13 protein-coding genes and 1 pseudogene are annotated in these 16,575 nt (G+C 62.2%); 7 read left to right on the top strand and 7 right to left on the bottom strand.

Annotation, left to right across the window (positions count from 1 at the left end; genetic code table 11):
- Positions 1–76: 76 nt before the first annotated feature.
- Both argA and RBRH_RS13645 read left to right on the top strand, forming a co-directional pair.
- On the top strand, positions 77–1,432 hold the full coding sequence (gene argA / locus RBRH_RS13640; protein ID WP_049786578.1) for an amino-acid N-acetyltransferase: 1,356 nt from the start codon (positions 77–79) through the stop codon (positions 1,430–1,432).
- 62 nt (positions 1,433–1,494) lie between these two features.
- Positions 1,495–1,770 carry an oxidative damage protection protein gene (locus tag RBRH_RS13645; protein ID WP_013428666.1) on the top strand — a complete coding sequence of 92 codons (276 nt, stop codon included), beginning with the start codon at positions 1,495–1,497 and terminating at the stop codon, positions 1,768–1,770.
- A gap of 182 nt (positions 1,771–1,952) precedes the next feature.
- On the opposite strand, the gene RBRH_RS13650 is transcribed toward RBRH_RS13645, so the two are convergent.
- The 3 genes from RBRH_RS13650 to alr form a co-directional block, all read right to left on the bottom strand.
- Entirely contained in the window at positions 1,953–3,332 is a 1,380-nt protein-coding gene (locus tag RBRH_RS13650; protein ID WP_083813561.1) for a hypothetical protein, read from the bottom strand.
- A 189-nt stretch (positions 3,333–3,521) separates the two neighbouring features.
- Positions 3,522–4,907, bottom strand: coding sequence for a DNA repair protein RadA (radA, locus tag RBRH_RS13655; RefSeq protein WP_013428668.1), 1,386 nt, complete (start codon positions 4,905–4,907; stop codon positions 3,522–3,524).
- A 15-nt stretch (positions 4,908–4,922) separates the two neighbouring features.
- Positions 4,923–5,993 carry an alanine racemase gene (gene alr, locus RBRH_RS13660; protein WP_013428669.1) on the bottom strand — a complete coding sequence of 357 codons (1,071 nt, stop codon included), beginning with the start codon at positions 5,991–5,993 and terminating at the stop codon, positions 4,923–4,925.
- Between the two features lie 200 nt (positions 5,994–6,193).
- On the opposite strand from alr, the gene lplT reads away from it, so the two are divergent.
- Positions 6,194–7,498: a lysophospholipid transporter LplT gene (gene lplT, locus RBRH_RS13665; RefSeq protein WP_013428671.1), complete on the top strand. Its 1,305-nt coding sequence runs from the start codon at positions 6,194–6,196 to the stop codon at positions 7,496–7,498.
- 67 nt (positions 7,499–7,565) lie between these two features.
- Positions 7,566–8,372: a bifunctional hydroxymethylpyrimidine kinase/phosphomethylpyrimidine kinase gene (gene thiD, locus RBRH_RS13670; protein ID WP_041754760.1), complete on the top strand. Its 807-nt coding sequence runs from the start codon at positions 7,566–7,568 to the stop codon at positions 8,370–8,372.
- Between the two features lie 154 nt (positions 8,373–8,526).
- Here the strand turns inward: thiD and RBRH_RS13675 are convergent, their stop codons facing one another.
- The 4 genes and pseudogenes from RBRH_RS13675 to tsaB all read right to left on the bottom strand — a co-directional run bounded on the left by RBRH_RS13675 (position 8,527) and on the right by tsaB (position 12,209).
- Positions 8,527–9,714, bottom strand: a complete 1,188-nt coding sequence (locus RBRH_RS13675; protein WP_232509407.1) for a DUF1853 family protein — start codon at positions 9,712–9,714, stop codon at positions 8,527–8,529.
- Positions 9,669–10,823 (bottom strand): uracil-DNA glycosylase, encoded by a 1,155-nt coding sequence (locus tag RBRH_RS13680; protein WP_013428674.1) that lies wholly within the window; start codon positions 10,821–10,823, stop codon positions 9,669–9,671. The genes RBRH_RS13675 and RBRH_RS13680 overlap by 46 nt, the downstream gene beginning before the upstream one ends.
- Before the next feature lie 163 nt (positions 10,824–10,986).
- Positions 10,987–11,460, bottom strand: a pseudogene (gene rimI / locus RBRH_RS13685) (ribosomal protein S18-alanine N-acetyltransferase); the annotation flags it as partial.
- Positions 11,457–12,209: a tRNA (adenosine(37)-N6)-threonylcarbamoyltransferase complex dimerization subunit type 1 TsaB gene (gene tsaB / locus RBRH_RS19310; RefSeq protein ID WP_157864619.1), complete on the bottom strand. Its 753-nt coding sequence runs from the start codon at positions 12,207–12,209 to the stop codon at positions 11,457–11,459. The gene tsaB and the pseudogene rimI, both read right to left, overlap by 4 nt.
- A 124-nt stretch (positions 12,210–12,333) precedes the next feature.
- Here tsaB and RBRH_RS19315 point away from each other — a divergent pair, with 124 nt between their 5' ends.
- From RBRH_RS19315 to aceA, 3 genes are all read left to right on the top strand, one after another.
- On the top strand, positions 12,334–12,603 hold the full coding sequence (locus tag RBRH_RS19315; protein WP_041755013.1) for an acyl-CoA-binding protein: 270 nt from the start codon (positions 12,334–12,336) through the stop codon (positions 12,601–12,603).
- 572 nt (positions 12,604–13,175) lie between these two features.
- On the top strand, positions 13,176–14,777 hold the full coding sequence (locus RBRH_RS13700; protein ID WP_157864622.1) for a DEAD/DEAH box helicase: 1,602 nt from the start codon (positions 13,176–13,178) through the stop codon (positions 14,775–14,777).
- 404 nt (positions 14,778–15,181) lie between these two features.
- On the top strand, positions 15,182–16,489 hold the full coding sequence (gene aceA / locus RBRH_RS13705; RefSeq protein ID WP_013428678.1) for an isocitrate lyase: 1,308 nt from the start codon (positions 15,182–15,184) through the stop codon (positions 16,487–16,489).
- The last annotated feature ends 86 nt before the right edge of the window (positions 16,490–16,575 follow it).

Below are 16,575 nucleotides of genomic sequence, written 5' to 3' on the forward strand. Positions count from 1 at the left end.
GGGGGCGCATTATAATCCGGCCATGACTGCACAAAACGATCTTGCCCGCCGCGACACGAGGGCCAGCGACCTCGCCATGGCCGGCAGCCAGACGAGCGCCGCCATCGGATACACCGCGAATCACGCTCAATTCGTCGAATGGCTGCGATCGGTCGCACCGTACATCCATGCGTTCCGCAACCGGATGTTCGTCGTCGCGTTCGGCGGCGAGTTGGTGCAGGCGGGCGCGCTCAATGCGCTGGTGCAGGATGTCGCGTTGTTGCATGCGATGGGTATTCAGATCGTACTGGTGCACGGTTCCCGCCCGCAGGTCGAAGAACAATTGAACCTGCACCAGGTCGAGTCGTTGTTCGCCGGCGGCATGCGGATCACCGATGCACGCGCGCTGGAGGCGGCCAAAGAAGCGTCCGGCGAAGTGCGGCTGGACATCGAGGCGGCGATCAGCCAGGGTTTGCCCAATACGCCGATGGCACACGCGCATATCAGCGTCGTATCCGGCAATTTTGTCACCGCAAGGCCGGTCGGAATACTCGAGGGCGTCGATTTCCAACATACCGGCGTGGTGCGCAAGATCGATGCCGAATCGATTCGGCATTCGCTGGAGAGCAACAAGATCGTGCTGCTGTCGCCGCTCGGATTTTCGCCGACCGGCGAGGCGTTCAATCTGTCGATGGAGGATGTCGCGTCGTCCGCGGCCATCGCACTACGTGCCGACAAGCTGATCTTCATCACCGAGACACCCGGCGTGATCGACGGCGATGGCGAGCTAACCCGTGAGCTGTCGCTGGACGACGCACAGAGAATCTACGAAGCCCATACGGGCGAGTTGGACCGTGCGGATGCGGACTTTTACCTGAAGCATGCAATCCGCGCGTGCCGCGGCGGCGTGCCGCGCTCACACATCATCCCGTACGCGCTGGACGGCAGTATCCTGCTGGAGCTGTTCCTGCACGACGGGGTCGGCACCATGATCTCGTACGAGAATCTGGAAAGTCTGCGCGAGGCAGTGCCGGATGATGTCGGCAGCATTTTGCAACTTATTGAGCCGCTCGAGACGGACGGCACGCTGGTGCGGCGCGGCCGCCACCAGATCGAGCGCGACATCGACCAATTTTCAGTGATCGAGCACGATGGCGTGCTGTTCGGTTGCGCGGCGCTGTACCCGTACCCGCAGGAGCGGATCGGCGAGATGGCGTGCCTGACCGTGGCGCCGGAGGCACAAGGCACCGGCGACGGCGAGCGCCTACTCAAGCGCATCGAGCAACGCGCCCGGGCGCGCGGCCTGACGCGGATTTTCGTGCTAACGACCCGCACTGAGCATTGGTTCCTAAAACGCGGTTTCGTCAAGGCGACGGTCAACGACCTGCCCGAGGACCGGCGACGCCTGTACAACTGGCAACGCAAGTCGCTCGTGCTGATCAAGCAGCTCTGAGCACGCGCGGGGAATCCGCACGTCGGCGCCCCGTCCCACCCCGATATCAAAGGAGAAGTCTAATGGCTCGAATGGTTCACTGCGCAAAACTTGGCAAAGAGGCGGAAGGATTGGACTTTCCACCATTGCCGGGCGAGCTTGGCAAGCGCATCTTCGAAAGCATCTCGAAGGAAGCATGGCAGGCGTGGCTCAAGCAGCAGACGATGTTGATCAACGAAAACCGTCTGAACATGGCTGATCCGCGCGCGCGCCAATATCTGTTAAAACAAACTGAAAAATTTTTCTTTGGCGAAGGCGCGGACGTCGCGTCGGGGTACGTGCCGCCCGCCAACGGCTAAGCGGCGTGGCCGTGCCAGACATTGGCCGGCGGTGCACGCCGGCCACCATTGCCGCACGCCCTGCTGGATCTTGCGGATGAGCATCTCGCGGCGGTCTCAGGTTGCATGACGACTTTAATGACGAACCCCGCTGCGTTATCCGCCCCCTCTGATGGCACGACGGTATCTGTTCCGGCGTTGGTTCAACGAAGCATACTGGGTTCAGTTTCACTAAATATTATTGGCTCACTTCTGAGCCAATCTACATTGGCCTGGAATCGCGCCCGCGCCGGCTCGGAGAACTGGCTGGCCTCCATAAAGCGAGTAATCTCCTCCACTGCCATTTCCCATCTGAAATTGCTGAACTCAGATAACACCCAATCGGCCCGAAGTTGGCTCAGCAAATCCCATAAAGCGGCTTCGCCCGCACCATTCAGTAGGTTCAAACCTTGCCGCCAGACCCGCTTTATTTGTACATCGTCTAAAAACAATTGGCATTTGAGCAGTCCAAACGCTGCCGAAACACGCTGTGACATAGGCACGCGCGCTAAATGCCCCTCAAGCAACGTCAGCTCCTGCGCACGTTGTTCATCCGACAGCTCTTTAAGCCCTTCAAGCAAATACTGCAAAGCAATCCCCCACTGCTCGTCAGGCAGCGACAGCGCCCAATCACGCATCTGCGTGTATTGGGCAAACTGCTCTGCTTTTGACAAAATTTGTACGCAACTCGCTAATATGCCGACCGATGCGCCTTGATGAGAGGGCGGCAGTTGTAACGCGTGTCCGCGTAAGAGCGCATAGCGTTCAGGCACGCGTGGGTCTGTCTTATTAAAGTAAAGGAGCAAATTGGACAATACCGGGATGAGCTTCGCTTGTTCGGATATCCTTAACGACGCAAGCCGATCTAAAAGCGCCTGATAACGCTGCTCGACAAAAGGCGAATCAAACGAAAAAAAACGTAAACTGTCAGCTAGTTCCGCCCAGATATTGTCTTGTCCGGGCGCGCGTCGTTCCGCCATCGCATACGCGAAGTCGAATAGCTCATCACGCCGGCTCGGAGGAAAAATAAAAAAAGCGCGTAATAGCGCTTTTTGTATTCGCACACCGTCCTGCGGGATACGCTCCGCAGCCGCAAACACGCGCTTGAATGCCTCGACTCGCTCGGCTTTTGGCAACGCTCGCAGACGCTGACTTAGCGCATCAATAGGCTCGGCATGCTGCGCTGGATTGCTCAACGCACCGCCTATTTCGTCCAGCAGCTGGTTAACTGACGCCAAGCTGACGGCCTGGTTCGCCTGCTGCCAATAGCGGTGAACGAGTCGCCGGGTCTGCATCGCATGATATGTGCGGCGATCGACTGTGGCGAACAGCATCACGTCTTGAATGGGTACATAGTCACCGATCCGGGCAATCAGTTCGGACGGCAGGTCGTCATACGTTGTCGGTTGGGTGGGCAAGGGACGAGTCAACGGGTTGTCGGAAGGCGGTCGTGGCGGCGCTGATGCGGCAGGCAGTTGGCCAGTCTGCCCTGCACAGACGTAGCTGGCAGGATAGTTTAAAGCGGCATTCAAATCGAAGTCCATCGGCAAACTCAACAATCGATAAAAGGTCAACTCTGCGGCCAACGCGCACGCGCTTAAACGCAGACCTCAGATGCACATTCATTGCCGCACCCATCGCGCGTTCGATAAGCGCCTTGTCGAACGCCCGCATCAGATCTCGCACCTGGAGTGCGGATAGGCGGTGCGTTCAAAATTAGCCATTGCACCCGCCTACTGCTGCAGCGTCCGGACGCGGTCAATCGCCTGCTCGATGCGCTCGACGGCGATCACCTGCAAGCCGTCGATTGGCTGCTTCGGCGCATTGGCCTTCGGAATCAATGCACTCGAGAAGCCGAGCTTGGCGGCCTCCTTCAAGCGCTCCTGGCCACGCGGGCATGGCCGGATCTCACCGGCCAACCCGACTTCGCCGAATACAATCAGCCCCTTAGGCAACGGCTTGTTGCGCATCGACGAATGAATCGCGAGCAGCACGGCCAAGTCCGCGGCCGGCTCGGCGATCTTCACACCGCCCACCGCGTTCAGGAACACGTCCTGATCGAAGCACGCGACGCCGGCGTGCCGGTGCAGCACCGCGAGCAGCATTGCTAAGCGGTTCTGCTCGAGGCCGACCGCGAGTCGGCGCGGATTAGGCACCTGCGCGGTATCGACGAGCGCCTGCACTTCGACGAGCAACGGCCGCGACCCCTCCTGCGTCACCAGCACGCACGAGCCGGGCACCGTGTGCTCATGCTGCGACAAAAACAGTGCCGATGGATTAGCCACGCCGCGCAACCCGCGCTCGGTCATCGCGAAAACGCCGAGTTCGTTGACTGCGCCGAAGCGGTTCTTGAACGCCCGCACGAGCCGAAACGACGAATGCGTGTCGCCTTCGAAGTACAGCACCGTGTCGACGATGTGCTCGAGCACCCGAGGCCCAGCGAGCGCGCCCTCCTTCGTCACGTGGCCGACCATGATGATCGTCACGCCAGATTGCTTGGCAATCCGCGTCAGTTGCGCCGCGCACTCACGCACTTGCGCAACGGAGCCGGGCGCTGAACTGAGCGCATCCGAGTAGATGGTCTGAATCGAATCGATGACGGCAATGTTCGGCTTGACGGCGTCAATCGTGGCTTGTAGCTTCTCGAGTTGGATCTCTGCCAATAGTTGTAACTCGCCGGCCCGGCTGGCGTGCGCGTCGAGCAAGCCGAGCCGCTGTGCGCGCAACGCGATCTGCGCGCCAGACTCCTCGCCGCTGATATACAGCGCACGCCGCTCGCGTGCGATCTCGGCGAGCGCTTGCAGCAGCAACGTCGACTTGCCGATGCCGGGGTCGCCGCCGATCAGCACAACGCCACCCGCGACCAGGCCACCGCCAAGCACACGATCGAACTCACCGATGCCCGTCGAGTAGCGCGGCACGTCCGACGCCTCAATCTCGGCGAGCTTGCGCACTGGCTGGCTCTTAGCAAGTGCCTGGTAACGACGGTTCGGCGCAGCGGTCGACTCGACCGACTCGACCAGGGTGTTCCAGTGATGGCACGATGGGCACTGGCCTTGCCACTTCGGCGACTGCGCGCCGCAGTCATTGCAGACGTAAACGGTCTTTGTTTTTGTCACGCAACCTGCTCCCCGTTATTCTGCGCGCACTGACACGCGCTGCGCGACTGCGCACATCAATTCATAGCCAACCGTGCCGCACGCTGCCGCGACATCGTCAATCGGCACGTCGGCCCCCCACAGTTGCACCGGGCTGCCGATAACCGCGTTCGGGCACGAAGATAGATCCACGGTCAACATGTCCATCGACACTCGACCGACGACCCGTGTGCGCACACCACCCACCTGGACTGGCGTGCCCTCGGGCGCGCAACGAGGGTAGCCATCCGCGTAACCGCACGCCACGACGCCAATACGCATGCGCTCGCGCGCCTTGAAAGCCGAGCCGTAGCCAACGCTGTCCCCCGGCTCGACCGTCTGCACCGCGATCAGTTCCGAGCTGAGCGTCATCGCCGGTTGCAGGCCGAGGCCCTCGATCGCGGCCGAGACGCCTGACGGCGACGCGCCATACAATATGATGCCAGGACGCACCCAGTCGAAATGCGCATATGGATGCCATAGCGTCGCAGCCGAGTTTGCTAGGCTGCGCGAGCCAGCAATGCCCTCAGCGCCATGCTCGAACACTTCTAATTGGTGTCGGATGCCCATTTCGCCATCAGCATCCGAAAAATGGGTCATCAGCGTAATCTGGCCGACGCTGGGGCACGCGCGCGCGCGTTCCCATGCGGCGCGATACTTGCCGGCCACATAGCCAAGCCGGTTCATGCCGCTGTTCATCTTCAACTGGATATTGACCGGCTTGGATAGACGCGCCATTTCCAGCATCCGCAACTGTTCGTCGCAATGCACGGTAGTCGTTAGGCTGTAGCGGTCGATCACGTCAATGTCGGTCGGACGAAAAAAACCCTCCAGCAGCAAAATGGGCCCTGCCCAGCCCAATTCACGCAACTTGACCGCTTCTTCAAGGTCAAGCAATCCGAAGCCGTCGGTCGAACGCAGGCCGGGGAACACGCGCGCCAAGCCATGCCCGTAGGCATTGGCCTTGACAACGGCCCAAAGTTTGGACTTCGAGGCATGGCGGCGGGCAACGGCGAGATTGTTGGCAAGCGCTGCGGTATGAATCGTGGCAAGGAGCGGGCGAGGCATAGATTGGGTGATTTAATGTCGCTGCGAATCAACGATTTAAGTGCACGATCGCCGACGCGATCCGCATCGCTGAGGCGAACGCTAGTCTGAACCTGCGTATTTTCGTGTTATAAAGCCGTGCACACAACCCATTTCGAGCGGCTCATGCTACGGGTTAGCCCGACAGCGGCTGCCGACAGAGGAATCAAGCTCAGCATCAGATGAAGAAAGGTTTTTACACCATCATGGCGGCGCAGTTCTTTTCTTCGCTCGCCGACAGTGCGCTTCTGATCGCTGCCATAGCCCTCCTGAAAGACCTTCACGCGCCGAATTGGATGACGCCGCTGCTGAAGCTGTTCTTCGTGCTGTCTTACGTTGTACTTGCCGCCTTTGTTGGCGCATTTGCAGACTCGCAGCCGAAAGGCCGCGTCATGTTCGTCACCAATACGATCAAGATGGTAGGCTGCGTGACGATGTTGACTGACGCGCATCCGCTGCTGGCCTATGGCATCGTCGGTTTCGGCGCGGCCGCGTACTCGCCGGCTAAGTACGGTATCTTGACCGAGTTACTGCCGCCAGAGCGCTTGGTCGTCGCCAACGGCTGGATCGAGGGGACGACCGTCGCGTCGATCATCCTGGGCACCGTGATGGGTGGCGCGCTAATTAGTCCGCACATCGCGCAGCCGTTACTGCGGCACTTGTCGTTCGCCCACACCGCAGCAGAATCGGCGATTGTGGTCATCATGTCCGTGTACGCACTTGCTGCGGTGTTTAATTTGTGGATACCGGACACCGGCGCACGCTATCCAAAACAGCAACACCGGCCAATCCGGCTAATCCGTGACTTTGCCGAGTGCTTCGGTGCGCTGTGGCGCGACAAGCTGGGCCAGATCTCGCTGGCGGTCACCACGTTATTCTGGGGCGCCGGCGCTACGTTGCAGTTCATCGTGCTCAAATGGGCCGAGGTATCGCTCGGCATGACGCTCTCCGAAAGTGCCGTGCTGCAGGCCGTGGTCGCGGTCGGCGTGGCCGGCGGCGCGATGCTCGCGGCCACGCGCGTGCCGCTCAAGCGCTCGCTGACGGTGCTGCCCGTCGGCATCGTGATGGGCCTGTTGGTCATGACGATGTCACTCTATACCCGGGAGCTATTTCCATCCGACTGGGCATGGCACATTGGCCACATCCGGGTGCCCGCCTACCTAATATGCGCGTATGCTTTCCTCATAGTGGTCGGCGGCCTGTCGGGCTTTTTCGTCGTTCCGATGAATGCGCTGCTGCAGCACCGTGGGCATGTGCTACTGTCCGCCGGCCATTCAATCGCGGTGCAGAACTTCAATGAGAATCTGTCGGTGCTCGTAATGCTGTGCCTGTACGCTGTGCTTGTCTGGTTCAACGTGCCGATCCAGCTGGTCATCGTGCTGTTCGGCACCTTTGTGTGCCTGACCATGTGGTGCGTGATGCGCCGGCACGCAGCGAATCAGCGCGCATTCGATTCAGTCGCGTTGATCGGCGAGCAACGGCATTGACGCGTGCGGCGATGGCCGCGGCGCGACTTAAATGACTGTTTGAGTGGTTTTTCGTGCGCTTTTTGCCATGGAGCATAAGATTCCGAACGTGCTGACGATTGCCGGGTCCGATCCAAGCGGCGGCGCCGGCATCCAAGCTGACCTCAAGACTTTTTCCGCGCTAGGCGCATACGGCGCCGCGGCGATTACCGCATTGACCGTGCAAAACACGCGGGGCGTCACCGCGGTTCATCCGGTGTCGGCCGACGTCGTCGCTGCGCAACTGGACGCGGTATTGAGCGATCTGCGCATCGACGCGGTCAAGATCGGCATGCTGGCGAACGCGGCGATCGTTCGCGCGGTGGCCACCGCACTAGAGCGGTACCGACCCGCGCACGTGGTGCTCGATACCGTGATGCTGTCGTCCAGCGGCTGTCCGTTGCTCGAGCCCGATGCACTTGGCGCGCTGCGCGAGCGATTGCTGCCACTGGCCAGCATCATCACGCCGAACCTGCATGAAGCGGCGGCGCTGCTCGACCAACCCGTCGCCACCGACGAAGCGCAGATGGCGCGCCAAGGCGATGCGCTACACGCGCTGGGCGCCCGCGCGGTGCTGATCAAGGGCGGTCACTTGCCAGGCGAATTCAGTCCAGACTGGTTGATCGAGGCAAACCACCATACCCGCCTGGCGGGCGCTCGCGTGAACGTGACCGGCACGCACGGCACCGGCTGCACCTTGTCCGCTGCGATTGCCGCGCTACGCCCGCAGCGACTGGACTTGGCCAACGCCGTCAGCGATGCAAAGACCTATCTGACCCAGGCATTGATCCAAAGCACGCGGCTTTCGGTCGGGCAGGGCACCGGACCACTGCATCACTGTCACGCATGGTGGTAACCGTTTTCAGGCAGCATCAGGCGTAGCGACCCGCGCGCGGCACGCTTTGCGCCGCGGGCGATACCGGCGCGTCCGGAACGCCATACGGGGGCGTCGTAGAAGGACATCGCACAGGGACGTCGCGCAGGGCTGCCGCGTGGAGACAGTCGCGATGTCACGAAATCGTCGTGTATGCGGCCGCGCGTTTGGGCCAATCATCCGGCACGATGAATCCGCGCGCCAATTCACACAATTCGTCAGCCGGGTTGCCGACGCCCTGGCTCACGCGCACGTTGTCCAGCGCTGCCACCATTAATGGCTGATCAGGCCGATCGCGCCAGTAGTCGATGCAGCGCACCAGCACAGCGGTCGAGTCACGATACACGCGCGGGTCGTCGGCGGACAGCCGCAGCGGCGCCATCCAGCCCAAGCGGGGCACGATCGTCCAGGCAGGCGCATCGAATACGGGCCACTGCGCGGCGCATGCCCACCAGCCCCGTAAGTGATCCGGCGCGATGGGTCCCGGCGCGACATTGCCGCGCGGCGTGTGGTTCACGCTGACATGGTCCGAATCGCTGACGTCGCTCAGATCCCAGCGACGGAACAGCCAGCCACGCACGATCATGGCCGCCTGCCAATGGCCATCGGCGGCCAACGCCGCGATTTGTGGATGCTGGCTCAGCGTCAGCTGGTGGGTCAGCAGCCGGGTCAGCTTACGATCAAAGCGATCGGCCAAATTCGGCCCCACATAGCGTGCCAGCGAACCGGGCGGACCACCCGCGTCGAGATAGCACTTGACCGTCAGCTCCCAATGCCATGCCCTTGCGCCGTCATCCTCGAACAGAAAGTCGCATTCCCCCAGTGTGTGGCCATCGACCCGCACGGGCCGGTTCGCGGCGATCAACCGCGTGGCAGGGCCATGTTGCAGGAAGAAGCCGAGCAACTGCTCCGCATATAAGCCGAGACGCGACTGCGGCCGGGCATCCAAAGCCACATGCAACGCACGCGGATCGGCGTCGAGCCGCGTCAACCATGCGAGCGTTTGCTGGCGCTGCTGCGACTGCGCCAGCATGTGTGCTAACCGCGGGCCGAAATATCGTGCGTCAAGCAACGAGGGCGACAGCAGCAGCCACGCCAGATCACGCACCGCAACGTCACGATACGCATGTAGCAGATCAACGCAGGGCCTGCTGGCATGCGCAGGCATCCGGTGATCCGCGTGCGCTCGCGCGGCAGCCGCAAATGCAGCCGAGCCCTCCGGCTGCCGCGTGCCGCCGCCCTCGTCGGCAGCCGCGCCGGCGTCGCGATCATGGCGGCTCAATGCGCAACGGTGCGCTTGCGATGAATCGCGCGAGCCAGACATAGGTCGCTCCAAGCCTTGTGCTTGTCGTGCAGGCTGCGTAACAGATACGCCGGGTGATACGTGACGATCACTGGCACGCCTTCATACTCGTGCACACGTCCCCGCAACGAAGCAATGCTCGCATCAGTCTTCAGCAAGCTCTGCGCGGCGAACCGTCCGAGCGCAACGATCACGTTCGGCTTGACCAGCGCCACTTGCCGTTTCAGATAGGGTTCGCAGCGCATCACTTCGTCCGGCTGCGGATTGCGATTGCCCGGCGGCCGGCATTTCAGCACGTTCGCGATATAGACGTTATCGCCGCGCCGCATCTGCAATGCACGCAACATGTTGTCCAACAGCTTGCCGGCCTGGCCGACGAACGGCTCGCCTTGCTTGTCCTCGTTCTCGCCTGGTGCCTCGCCGACCAGCATCCAGTCGGCCGTCTCGTCGCCGACGCCGAACACCGTGTTCGTGCGTCGTTCGCACAGCCGGCACAGCGTACAGCCCGCGACGCGCGCCTTCAATGCTTCCCAGTCCAACATCGGCACCGGTTGCGCGTCTGCCGCGACCCCGAGCGCCGGTGCGGCAGCTTCACCCTGTCCACCCATTGGCTCGGCCTGCAACGAGCGAGCATCGCCCAGTCCAGTCGGTACGGTCTCGGCCGGACTGACCGGCGCGGCCAACGCCCGCCGCGCATTCGGCACTTCTACCACCGCCCCGTCTCCCTCAGGCGCCTCGACTCGTTCAGCCGCCTTAACCCCTTCGACCACCTTGACTCCTTCGAGCGCCTTGACTCCCTCAGCCGCCTTGACTCCGTCACCCGCTGGCCCGGTTGCGGCGCCCTGCGCCTCGGTCGCTTCAACTCGTGACCGCGCGGCCTCAACCGGCGTGTGGCTTGCTTGAGCGGACGCATGCGCTGCCCTCTCTTGCGCGTCGCAAGCTTGCACAGTCACCTGCGTTGCTTGGAGCGCCTGCGACGGCAGCACGATGCCGGCCTCGCGCATGACGTCCCGAGCCGGGGACAGCCCATCGCCCTCGGCGTCACCAAGACGATGAGCATGACCCGCGCCGCGGCGGACCCACAACGGCGCAATGCCAAGTTCTTCCAGAATCGCGTCAAGCTGCGTCATCGGCCTGCTCCCGTTCCGCTTCCAGCGGGGCGCCCACGCGCCGCGCGCCGGGCATCGGCTGTTCGTGTGATGATGGCGCGCCCTGTGGCGAGGCGGCCTGCTGCGGGGCATGCCGCCCCTGTGCGTCGGCGTGTCTCGCAGCAGCGGCTGGTGCGACCGACACCTCGGCGTGCAAGCCGTAACGCATCACGATTGCATCCTCGCGCGTACGGTGCCGCGCGGGGTAGTAATTATTGCGCCGGCCGATCACGATGAAACCAAAGCGCTCGTACAGCCGCATGGCACGCTGATTGGACGGACGCACCTCGAGCAGCACGCTGCCGAGCTGGCGCGCACGCGTGATGCGCACCGCTTCGCGTAGCAACGCCAAGCCAGCGCCGTGGCCTTGCGCGGCGGGCGCCACGCACAAGTTCAATAAGTGCATCTCGTCCACAACCGGCATCAGTATGCAATAGCCGACCAACACGCCGGTGACGTGCCTCAGGCAGACGCCGAAATAACCATTGCGCAACGAGTCCTCGAAATTGCCTCGCGTCCAGGGAAACTCGTACGCGTCGCGCTCGACCGCTGCGACCTCATCGAGATCGCTTTCGGTCATTGGCGTCAGATAGCGCTCGGTCATCAATACGCCGCTCATCGGGCCTCCTTCGCCGGATCTTTCAACGCACGGGCCGCCGCGCGCTCGTCGGTAGTTTGCGCGACCTTGTCGCGCACGTACTCGGGCATGGCCAGGTGCGCAGGCAACGCGCGGCCCGCCATGAACGCACGCCAGCCGGCCAGCGCCAGCGCGTGGGCATGCGGCATCGCGCCCGGGTCAATCACGCGCGCCTGCGTCGCGGCACACAGCGCATCGCCGAACACGGAGGATGCATTGCCAGCTAGCGTAAACGGCTCGTCCGGCACCGGCACGCGGGCGGGCACAGCGAGCGCGGCGGGATGGCACACCCGCCAGTCGGCGAGCGTGTCGTCCCACGCAAAGTCCGCCCAATAGACCTCGCCCATCCGCGCGTCGAGCGCCACGAGCACGCGTCGTGCATCCGGATCCGATGCGCGCGCGCGTTCCGCGCAGGCGAGCAACGTGCCGACCGGCACCACCGGCACACCGAGCCCAAACGCCAGACCCTGCGCCACGCCGGCCGCCGTGCGCAAGCCGGTGAACGAACCGGGTCCCGCGCCAAACGCCACCGCGGCACAATCGGCCAGCGTGAGTGTCGCTTCCTCCAGCACTTCGCGTACCGCGGGCAGCACGCGTGCGCTGGAAGCTGGGCCAGTGTGCTCATGGCGACTGACCACGCGCGGCGAGCCGGCGGCATGTGGCAAGTGGAACACTGCGACCGAGCAGAATTCGGTCGACGTATCGAGGGCAAGCAAGGCATGAGGCGTCATGACCGCTATTGTAATGCCCGCCCACATCAACTCTGCTGTTTGGAGGACTTGCTCCAACGCATAGCGACACGTTCCGACTACACTTAGCAGTTCAGGATGGATGGACAGGATCGAGGAGGTCACGATGCGTGAGATCGATGCGCGGTTCGCACAAGCGCAGGGCGAAGTTAAGCAATTGTCGGAGCGCCCCAGCAACCTAACGTTACTGCGCTTGTACGCGCTATTCAAGCAAGCCACCAAAGGCGACGTGCACGGTGACAAGCCTGGCTTAGCCGATATCGTCGGCAAGTACAAGTACGATGCCTGGGCCGCGCTGAAAGGCACGTCGCAGGACACCGCCAAGCACCAATACGCCGAGTTGGTCGAATCGTTAAAGAACGGCACCGCGTCGTGATGCCGCGCGCCCGCGCCGGCGGGCACAGCGAGATCTTACTCGCAGCAGGTGGCACAGCGCAGCAAATTCAGATAGAATCAATACTTCGCGCGCCGGTGAACTGTATTATTTGGCCTGGTCGCGCGTTTTTACAGCGTTGTGCTCCAATCCCCGTTTAGAAACTGTCCCCTCCCACCTTTGCCCACTTTTGGGTGCGGTTGTAGACCGAGCAAGGTTCGCGTTTCCGCGTTGGGCGGTTCGCACCGTTACAGGTTCTAACATCGGCTCGCATTTCACGAGCCATGCCCGTTTTTCGATCTGATGAACAAATATCGTTCATCGCATCCGACGATCGTGGCTGCCGATTGGCGCCTCTCGCATTTTTCCGGACCGGTTCGCGCCGCAGGCGCGAAACTCATAGGATCGTCATGACCTCGAATTCCCCCTCGTCACTCGGCGCGCTGGCGCGTGAACTTTTCGGCAACGATGCCCCCGTGTCGCACGGCGACGCACCGGCGGTGCCCACGCCGGCTGCTGAAGCCGCCCCTGCCACGACGGTGCACGCAGTAGCCGCCACGCCTGCACCCGATGCGATGGCCACGTCGATAGCCGCACAGCCCGGCTCCACAGCAAGCGCGGCCGTTGACGCTGCACAGCCCGCCGACACGGCGAACAGCGACACCCCTCACGGCGACGGCTTTATCGCGCTCGGCCTATCGCCAGAGATCGTCTCCGCGCTGACTGCTGCCGGCTATCAGGCGCCGACGCCGGTCCAGCAGCGCGCGATACCGGCTGCACTCGCCGGCCGCGATCTGCTGGTCTCGAGCCCGACTGGCTCGGGCAAGACCGCGGCATTCATGCTGCCCGCGATCGAGCGCTTCGCACAGATGCAAAAAGCCGGCACGCTTGGCCAGCGCGCGAACCAGCCCGTGCATCAGGCACAGCGCGGTGACCGGGGCGAGCGCCGTCATCGCCGCGAGCAGCCTGTCGCCAGACCGGCGTTGCTGGTACTGACGCCGACACGCGAACTCGCGATGCAGGTGACCACCGCGGCGACCACCTATGGCAAGCATCTGCGGCGGCTGCGCACAGTCAGCATTCTAGGCGGGGTCGCCTATGGCCAGCAATTGATGCTGCTGGCGAAGAACCCCGAAATCCTGGTGGCCACCCCCGGCCGGCTGATCGATCATCTCGAGCGCGGCCGCATCGACCTGTCTCAGTTGCAGATGCTGGTGCTCGACGAAGCCGACCGGATGCTCGACATGGGGTTCATCGAAGACATCGAAGCCATCATCGACCGCACCCCGGCCACACGGCAAACGCTGCTGTTCTCGGCAACGCTCGACGGCAAAGTGGGATCGCTGGCCCAACGCTTTCTCAGCGACGCCGAACGGATCGAAATTCGTCGTGAGCCAGAATCGCGCGCGAACATTGCGCAGTCCGTCCACTACGTCGACGACCGCGCCCATAAGGATCGGCTGCTGACGCATCTACTGGCTGACGGCGCGCTTGATCAGGCGATTGTGTTCACTGCGACAAAGAACGACGCGGACGTGATCGCCGCCAGGCTGGCCGAAGACGGCTTCGCCTCCGCCGCGTTGCATGGCGATCTGCCGCAAGGCGCGCGCAACCGGACAATCCGCGCCTTGCGTGAACGGCGCGTGCGCGTGTTGGTCGCGACCGATGTCGCCGCGCGTGGCATCGACATACCCGGCATCACGCATGTGTTCAACTACGATTTGCCCAAATTCGCGGAAGACTACGTGCACCGGATCGGCCGGACCGGACGTGCGGGGCGCAGCGGCATCGCCGTCAGCCTCGTACACCATGCTGAAGTCGGCACCCTAAAGCGAATCGAGCGATTCGTGCGCACACCGCTGCCTGTTAACGTGATTGCCGGATTCGAGCCCAAGCGGGCACCGTCCACGCGTGCACCGGCACGTCGCGGCGCGCCGCCGCGTGGCAACGGGCGGGGTGCCGGCGGTTATCAAGGACGAGGAACGGGCAACGGCTACGGCAACGCGCGGCACGGCGCTGGCAGTAGCCGCGAAGGCGGCGGCCGCGATGCCGGCTATCGCGGCGGATTCAGTGATGCCCGCGCCAGCAATGACCGTGGCCGGGGCGGTTTTGCGGATTCACGCGGGCCGGCGCGCCGGCGGGATGACGATCGCCGTACGTCACGCTACGACGACTAACCGTTCTGGCGCGAGCGGGCCAGCGATGGCCCGACGTTCCGAGACGATGGCGCCCTCTGCGGCGCCATTTTTTTGCGTCGTACTTATTGCGTCGTACGGCTGGCATTCGAATCAGCAATATTTCGCAATATGAAATTATTTTTTGTGCCATAAAAATATGTAGTGCATGGCACAAAAATTCTATTGCAGTATAGAAAACGTGTTCTCACACGATGAAATAATATTTCTAACTATTTGATTTTTATGGTTTAAATATATTCAACCAAACCTTTTTCGCTCCTGTCTCGGCCGACGTGGTTGGCCTAATCTCTTATATAAGAATTCACGACGCAACGCTAAACGCGGCGTTAGAAAACTGGAGTCGCCCAGGCTAACCGATACGTCATTCGAGTCAGGAGAACGCTATGTCTCGCCAACAGGAAGCTCAGAAACTGCAGGTCCAGTGGGAAACCAATCCACGCTGGAAGGGCATCAAGCGCGGCTACACCGCAGAAGATGTCATTCGCTTGCGTGGCTCGGTACCGGTCGAGCACACGCTTGCCCGACGCGGCGCCGAGAAGCTGTGGATGCTGATCAACGAAGAGCCGTTCGTCAACGCGCTTGGCGCATTGACTGGCAACCAGGCGATGCAGCAGGTCAAGGCCGGGTTGAAGGCAATCTACTTGTCAGGCTGGCAAGTCGCGGGCGATGCCAACGTCGCCGGCGAAATGTATCCGGACCAATCGCTGTACCCGGCCAACTCGGTACCGCTGGTCGTCAAGCGCATCAACAACACGCTGGCCCGTGCTGACCAGATCCAATGGTCCGAAGGCAAGAATCCGGGTGACGAAAGCTACATCGACTTCTTCGCACCAATTGTTGCGGATGCCGAAGCTGGCTTTGGCGGCGTGCTGAACGCATTCGAGCTAATGAAGGCAATGATCGAAGCGGGTGCGGCCGGGGTACACTTCGAGGATCAACTCGCCTCCGTCAAAAAGTGCGGCCACATGGGCGGCAAGGTGCTGGTGTCGACCCGCGAAGCGGTAGCCAAACTCATTTCGGCGCGGCTCGCGGCCGACGTCAGCGGCACGCCGACGGTATTGGTGGCCCGCACCGACGCGGAAGCCGCTGACCTGATTACCTCCGATATCGACGACAACGACAAGCTGTTCCTTACTGGCGAGCGCACAGTCGAAGGCTTCTTCCGCACCCGCCCGGGCTTGGAGCAAGCGATCTCGCGCGGCCTGGCGTACGCGCCGTATGCCGACCTGATTTGGTGCGAAACCGGCAAGCCGGACCTGGAATACGCGAAAAAGTTTGCTGAGGCAATCCACAAGGCATTCCCAGGCAAGCTGCTGTCGTACAACTGCTCACCGTCGTTCAACTGGAAAAAGAACCTGGACGATGCAACGATCGCAAAGTTCCAAAAGGAGCTTGGCGCGATGGGCTACAAGTTTCAGTTCATCACGCTGGCCGGCTTCCACAGCCTAAACTACTCGATGTTCAACCTTGCCTATGGCTACGCGCGCAACCAGATGAGCGCCTTCGTTGAGTTGCAGCAGGCCGAGTTCGCCGCAGCCGAAAAGGGTTTCACCGCGGTCAAGCACCAACGTGAAGTCGGCACCGGCTACTTCGACGCGGTCACGCAGACGATCGAGCGCGAAGCGTCGACGACCGCACTGCATGGCTCCACCGAAGACGAACAGTTCTTTGACAATAAGAAGGTCGCGTAAACTGTGTCGGCTGACCGCCCCGAAAAAGGCGTCTGCGCGCGACGTACCTTCGATGCAGCGGTGCGTGCACAGCGAAATCAGGCAGG

The organism is Mycetohabitans rhizoxinica HKI 454 (genome assembly GCF_000198775.1).
GTDB lineage: Bacteria > Pseudomonadota > Gammaproteobacteria > Burkholderiales > Burkholderiaceae > Mycetohabitans > Mycetohabitans rhizoxinica.